Origin of the sequence: Methylocystis sp. H62 (assembly GCF_015709515.1) — a bacterium.
GTDB lineage: Bacteria > Pseudomonadota > Alphaproteobacteria > Rhizobiales > Beijerinckiaceae > Methylocystis.
The window spans coordinates 183,318-189,359 of record NZ_JADNQZ010000051.1 but is presented as its reverse complement, the minus strand read 5'-3'; the positions used below and the strand labels follow the sequence as shown (position 1 = coordinate 189,359).

Below are 6,042 nucleotides of genomic sequence, written 5' to 3'. Positions count from 1 at the left end.
ATCGAGAGATTGATCTTCGGCGGCCGCGAATTGCCGATTTAAGACAATTACGCCGAACTCTTCCGGACGGCGCCCACGAAGGGATTCATCCGAGTCAAAGCATGTATTGAGCGTGACCGCATTGATGGCTTCCATCAATGTCCCTCCAAGAGAAATCGCCACCGCGCCCTGGCCAAATTATGTGCATCGCGCTTAATAGTTAGGTGCACTGCAGCAACCGCTATCTGTCAACGTCTCATTCCGAAATTCGTTGCATCGGGCGCACATTTTTTCCTGAATTTTTTCGTCACACACCGAGCAAATGCGTAAATTTATTTCGAGTTGTCGGCGACTTTCCTTGATGTAGGAAATTTTGACAAAAGCGAAATCGCGCCGTCGGTCGGCGTCTCGTTGCTAAACCTGCTAATGCGTTTGCATGACGATCCGTTCCTGAAGCGTGTTTAAGAGAAAGCGCAACTGCCGCCGACCATCACTCCGGCTGACTCCCCATCGCAATGACGCCAGGAACATTTTTTGCTTGTTGACCGGAGAAGTTTTCTCCGATGTCATCGCCACGCGGGGGGATCTCAGATGAGCGCGCCGGAGCGCATCACACCTATCCCAGAACCGTCTATGATAGCGCGCGCTGGAACCACCTCATGCGACGCGCGGGCGACGTCATCGTCTGCACACCGCTCAACTGCGGCACGACCTCGACGCAGAAGCTGTGCGCTCTCCTCGTGCATCAGAGCGCGACGCTGCCGCATTCCCTGACGCGCCTTTCGCGCTGGCACGACCGCCTAGCGCAGCCGAATGTGAGGTTAACTCGATGTCGGGATGTTCCGATATAGCAAGCACCACAAGTCGACCAAGGAGATACACATGAGGGCGCTAAAAATCGGGATCGTTGCCGCCCTTCTCGCTTCGCCAGCTTACGCCGATCGAAAAAAGGCGGACGCATGTGCAGCGGGTCTTTCACCTGACTCTAAAGCCATCTATGCGGCAGCCGTCGGGAAAATGCGTCGAGGAGCTGACAACGAGGCGGTCGTAACGGCAATCACCCTAAGCAAGGTAAGCTCCGGCAGATTAAGCCCTTTAACCGCAAAGAAGACCGCCGAGGCTGCCGGCGATTGCCTGAAGATATTGGCAGATTGAAGCAATCGGGTGATTGCGGTCTTGGCTGAATTCTTGTTGTCGCCCCTTAATTTCCGGGCACGGACTCCACGGCCCTTCCTTGCTGCGAGCGTGACGGAGATGATGATTTTGGCCGGCATTGGCCGCACCGGCAAATCGAGAAGCTCGCCCATGCATGCGAGAGTGGCGGCGTCAACACGATCGGCTTTGTCTAGTCTCTCAACGGCCTCGGCGAAGCGACGCGCCCGCCGTGGTTTGATCTTGGCGACCGGCAGACCTGCGGTATTGAGCGCGTTCGAAGGGCGCGGCGGCGCGCAGTTTCATAACGCAAGCGGTTACCTGATTTATCGAAGGAAATTTCATAACGGAGATCTGCATTTTCGTCAGCCTCCTTCAATAAAGGCGATTGCGCCGCTTTTGCCTATTGCTGTCCTGTCGTGCGCAAAGCGTAGACAGTGCAAGGCTTTGAGTCTTCGATGTCGACCGTTCCGCCAGCGAAACTCTGGACCGTCACTTTGCTGAATCCCAGGGCCCCGAGTTTCGCGACAAGCGACGACAACATGTGCTTGTTTGAAGGTTCTATCTCGAGCACGAGTTGCCGGATGAGAGGCCAGTGTTGTTCTTCCAAACCATTCAGAGCATCGATCTCGGCGCCTTCGATGTCGATCTTCAACAGATCAACCCTTCCTAGCGCCTGTTGACGAATTGTGTCGCTCAAGGTCTGTATCTTGCACTTTATAGTCCGCGCGTCTTTGAGCATCGGCTTCACGATTAGGGCAAACACGCGGCGAGGAAGAAACGCAAAAGCGCGATGCAGATTCGAGAGCTCAGACGAGGTTACTTCCGCGGAAAATCTCTCCCAGTGGCGCCGCTTTTCTTGCAAATGCAGTGTCGAGTTACTTGGCATTTGCGGAAAAAACGCGATCGTCGCGTCTGCGTTCGTTGATCCAATCGCGCAATCAAGAAGCGTTATGTCGTGCAAACTCCGACGTGGTGATCCACTCAGGTTCCGTTCGAGGCAGGCATATGTGTTGGGCACCGGCTCCACGCATACGATCTTGAGATCACGAAAGCGCTCCATCAGTGAAAGCGCAAACATCCCGACATTTGCGCCTATATCGAGAACGACATCGCCGTTATTGACCGAAATTCCATGCTGCTCGTAACAATGCCGTTCGAAAATCTCCTTGAAGAGAAAGTGCGTATCATGGCGAGACTTCGGAGCATTCCAAACACGCAGTCCGTTTGGGCAGCGGAATTGCTTCATCGGCACCGACGCATGAATGACCGCATTCGTCATGGGGTTGTCCTTTTGCGCACGCTACTTATCCCATCGCGAGACTGCTCGTGGGCCGGGCCAGAGCATGTTAGTCCATGACCGACCGCTCCTGCAATGCGAGCGTGGACGGCGGAGCTGATTGAGGTTGCTCAGCCGGCCTCGCGACGACTCACCTAAATTCCCGGCGGTCGAGTCGCTTCATGTCTTTGCTGCGAAAGATTCTCGAATCCGCATAGCGCGCGCAACGCGACGAAGTCTGGGGGACATGCAAAGCAACGCGCTGCGCCGACGATTAGCGATTCCAAATTTTCTCATACAGTTTTCTGCCTGCTGTGATGGCGAGATTTGGGGTCTTGCATCCCCGACAAGAGCCGATCTCCCCTGCGGTGGCCGTCATCGCTCAACGGCTCGCCTCGCGTTCCAGGGTCATGACTCTGACGCTTGATCCGAGTGTCCATGCTGATTTTGCTTGCATGCGCCTCAACGCCGGCCACAAAATCGCCAACCGGTAGCAAGCACGAAATTGGAGGCAGACCTAATGACCTTGGATCAGGGACGCGTTCCGGCTTGCCCGATCACCGGCCTTCCCGCAGTCCGCCATATTCAGTGGGTGCCAGCACTGCTCCTCATTCGCTTATGGCGAATTGAGTTCAAGACGGATCCGCGGCCGAGCTTCGACGGGGTCGATCGATTTGGCTTGTGGGAGTCGCCCACAGGTCTCTATTTCTTTGACCCACCTGTTGAAGGCGATGACGCATTTTACGAGGCTTTCTATTCAAGACTTCGCGCTTTAGGTCTCTATTCCAAACAAACCGCCCGCCCGGAGTTTGTGATGGCCGCCCGACACGTCAAGCCCGGCGCGCGCGTGCTCGATATCGGGTGCGGACTTGCGAACTTCCGAACGTGCGTGCCACAGGCGACTTACACTGGTCTTGACCCGCATGTCGCCGAGGGCGACGCGGACGGCTCGGTGTGCAGCGAGACGCTGGCTCAGCACCTCGTAAACCACACGGGAGCTTACGACGCCGTGTGCGCCTTTCAGGTCCTTGAGCATGTCAAGGCGCCCGTCAGCCTCTTCGCTGAGATGGTGCAGGCGGTCAAACCGGGGGGGCTAATTATGGTCGGCGTGCCGCATGTCCCTTCCGCGATGACTCGCATACCAAATTTCTTAATGAACGCGCCGCCCCACCATCTAACGTGGTGGACGAAGTCTGCGCTGATCCACCTGGCGAAAGACGTCAACGTCGTCATCGACAGCATAGAGAACGTTCCCTGGGGTAAACACGACGCCCTGATCTATTGGATAGAACATTGTACGCCTTTCAAAAGCGCCAGCCATCATTACAGTGAAGCGTGGTCCTGGCATGCTTCTGCTGCAGTGGGGCTAGCCAGCGGCGCCGTTGCGCACTGGATCCGTGGCGTTCCGTCGACCGATGACGAAGGTTCCGGATTGCTACTGGTTGCGCGGCGCCCATGCGGATTGTCCTCATGAGAATCGGCTGAGCGCCCGCGCCTCATCACGATGCGCGATGAAGCTCGACGTCACCGAGAACCAAAACAACATCTCGATCGCCACGACGATTGCCGAATTGATCCGAGCGAGGATCAAGGCTGAAACGGGACTGAATGCGTCCGCCGGAATTTCCTACTGCAAGGTCCTCGCAAAGACGGCGAGCGATCTGGATATGCCGAATGTTCAGGAGATCGCATGCAATCCGGCGTGGACCATCGATGGTAAGGGCGTGCGGCCTTCGACCTCTGACACTGGACTGAGACGGTGGCTTTGACCGCCGAAACGCTTAGATGCGCGGCACGCCAACCGTTCTGAAGGCGTAACGCGTGTTGTGGCGCGGAGCGCCTCAATTAGCTTCGACAAGTGCGCGAGCAACATGTTCTGGATCCGCAAGGAGACGACATGTGATGAATCATGTTGGCGTCCTTTGCCGTCACGCCGCCTGGTAGCGGCGATAGTTTTGCGACGGCTGTGTAATTCGCGGCCGAGTCTACGCTATTGGCGCCGAAGGTATCCGGTTACTCCCACTCGATTGTTCCCGGCGGCTTTGACGTCACGTCATAGACCACGCGGTTGACGCCCTTCACTTCGTTGATGATCCGCGTCGCGGCTCGGCCCAGAAAACTCATGTCGAAGGGATAGAAATCCGCCGTCATGCCGTCGCTCGACGTCACGGCGCGCAGCGCGACGACGTAATCATAGGTGCGCCCGTCGCCCATCACGCCGACCGAACGCACCGGCAAGAGCGCCGCGAAGGCCTGCCAGATGTCGTCATACAATCCCGCCTTGCGAATCTCGTCGAGATAGACGGCGTCGGCCTTGCGCAGGATCGCCAGCTTCTCGCGGGTGATGAGCCCCGGGCAACGGATCGCGAGACCAGGCCCCGGAAACGGATGGCGCCCGACAAAAGCTTCCGGCAGTCCGAGTTCGCGGCCCAAAGCGCGCACTTCGTCCTTGAAGAGTTCGCGCAAGGGCTCGACGAGCCGCATGTTCATGCGCTCCGGCAAGCCGCCGACATTATGATGCGATTTGATCGTCACCGACGGACCGCCGGTGAAGGAGACGCTCTCGATGACATCGGGATAGAGCGTGCCTTGCGCGAGAAACTGCGGCGCGCCGCGCCCGTCCTGCGCAATCTTCTTCGCCTCGGCTTCAAACGTCTCGATGAACAGCCGGCCAATCGTCTTGCGCTTCGTCTCCGGATCGTCGACGCCCTCAAGCGCGCCAAGGAACAGGTCCTCAGCTTCGACGTGATGCAGCGGGATGTTGTAGTGATCGCGAAAGAGCCGCACGACCTCTTCGGCTTCGCCCTGGCGCAGCAGCCCGTGATCGACGAAGACGCAGGTGAGGCGCTCGCCGATCGCTTCATGGATGAGCACCGCCGCGACGGCGCTGTCGACGCCGCCCGACAAGCCGCAGAGCACCCGCCCGTCGCCAACCTGGCGCCGGATGGCTGCGATGGCTTCGCCGCGAAACGCCGCCATCGTCCAGTCGGACTTCAGCCCCGCGACCTTGTGCACGAAATTCGACAAGAGCTTCGCGCCGTCCGGCGTATGCACGACTTCGAGATGAAACTGCACGCCGTAATAGCGGCGCTGTTCATCCGCGATTGCGGCGAAGGGCGCGTTCTGCGAAGCGGCGATGACGCGAAAGCCTTCCGGCAGAGTCGTCACCCGATCGCCATGGCTCATCCAGACGGGAAAGCTGCCGCCCTTCTCCCACACGCCGTCGAGCAGCGCGCTGTGCTCCAGCGCCGTGACATCGGCGCGGCCGAACTCGCGATGATGCCCGCCTTCGACCCTGCCGCCGAGCTGGGTCGCCATCGTCTGCTCGCCGTAGCAGATGCCGAGCACCGGCACGCCGGAGTCGAAAACGCTTTGCGGCGCGCGGGGAGACCCCTCGTCGGTCACCGAGCACGGCCCGCCGGAGAGGATCACCGCCTTCGGCCGGATCTCGGCGAAGGCGCGCTCGGCGGTCTGGAACGGCGCGATTTCGCAATAGACGCCCGCCTCGCGCACGCGCCGCGCGATCAGCTGCGTCACCTGCGAGCCGAAATCGACGATCAGCACCTTGTCATGGCGATCGGCGATGTCGTGATGGAAAGGGTCGGGCGCGGTGGTCATGGGTTCTCTTTTTT

4 protein-coding genes and 1 pseudogene are annotated in these 6,042 nt (G+C 58.7%); 3 read left to right on the top strand and 2 right to left on the bottom strand.

Annotation, left to right across the window (positions count from 1 at the left end; translation table 11 throughout):
* Positions 1 to 861: 861 nt before the first annotated feature.
* Positions 862 to 1,134 carry a hypothetical protein gene (locus tag IYY11_RS09755; protein WP_196403671.1) on the top strand — a complete coding sequence of 91 codons (273 nt, stop codon included), beginning with the start codon at positions 862 to 864 and terminating at the stop codon, positions 1,132 to 1,134.
* Between the two features lie 400 nt (positions 1,135 to 1,534).
* On the opposite strand, the gene IYY11_RS09750 is transcribed toward IYY11_RS09755, so the two are convergent.
* The gene (locus IYY11_RS09750) at positions 1,535 to 2,413 is read right to left on the bottom strand and encodes an FkbM family methyltransferase (protein WP_196403670.1); all 879 of its coding nucleotides are present in this window, start codon (positions 2,411 to 2,413) and stop codon (positions 1,535 to 1,537) included.
* A gap of 517 nt (positions 2,414 to 2,930) precedes the next feature.
* On the opposite strand from IYY11_RS09750, the gene IYY11_RS09745 reads away from it, so the two are divergent.
* Both IYY11_RS09745 and IYY11_RS22990 read left to right on the top strand, forming a co-directional pair.
* Complete coding sequence (locus tag IYY11_RS09745; protein WP_196403669.1) at positions 2,931 to 3,884, top strand: class I SAM-dependent methyltransferase; 954 nt, start codon at positions 2,931 to 2,933, stop codon at positions 3,882 to 3,884.
* Positions 3,885 to 3,927: 43 nt separating this feature from the next.
* Positions 3,928 to 4,098, top strand: a pseudogene (locus IYY11_RS22990) (DNA polymerase IV); the annotation flags it as partial.
* A 325-nt stretch (positions 4,099 to 4,423) separates the two neighbouring features.
* Here IYY11_RS22990 and guaA read toward each other — a convergent pair.
* The gene (guaA, locus tag IYY11_RS09735) at positions 4,424 to 6,028 is read right to left on the bottom strand and encodes a glutamine-hydrolyzing GMP synthase (RefSeq protein ID WP_196403667.1); all 1,605 of its coding nucleotides are present in this window, start codon (positions 6,026 to 6,028) and stop codon (positions 4,424 to 4,426) included.
* Positions 6,029 to 6,042 lie beyond the last annotated feature (14 nt).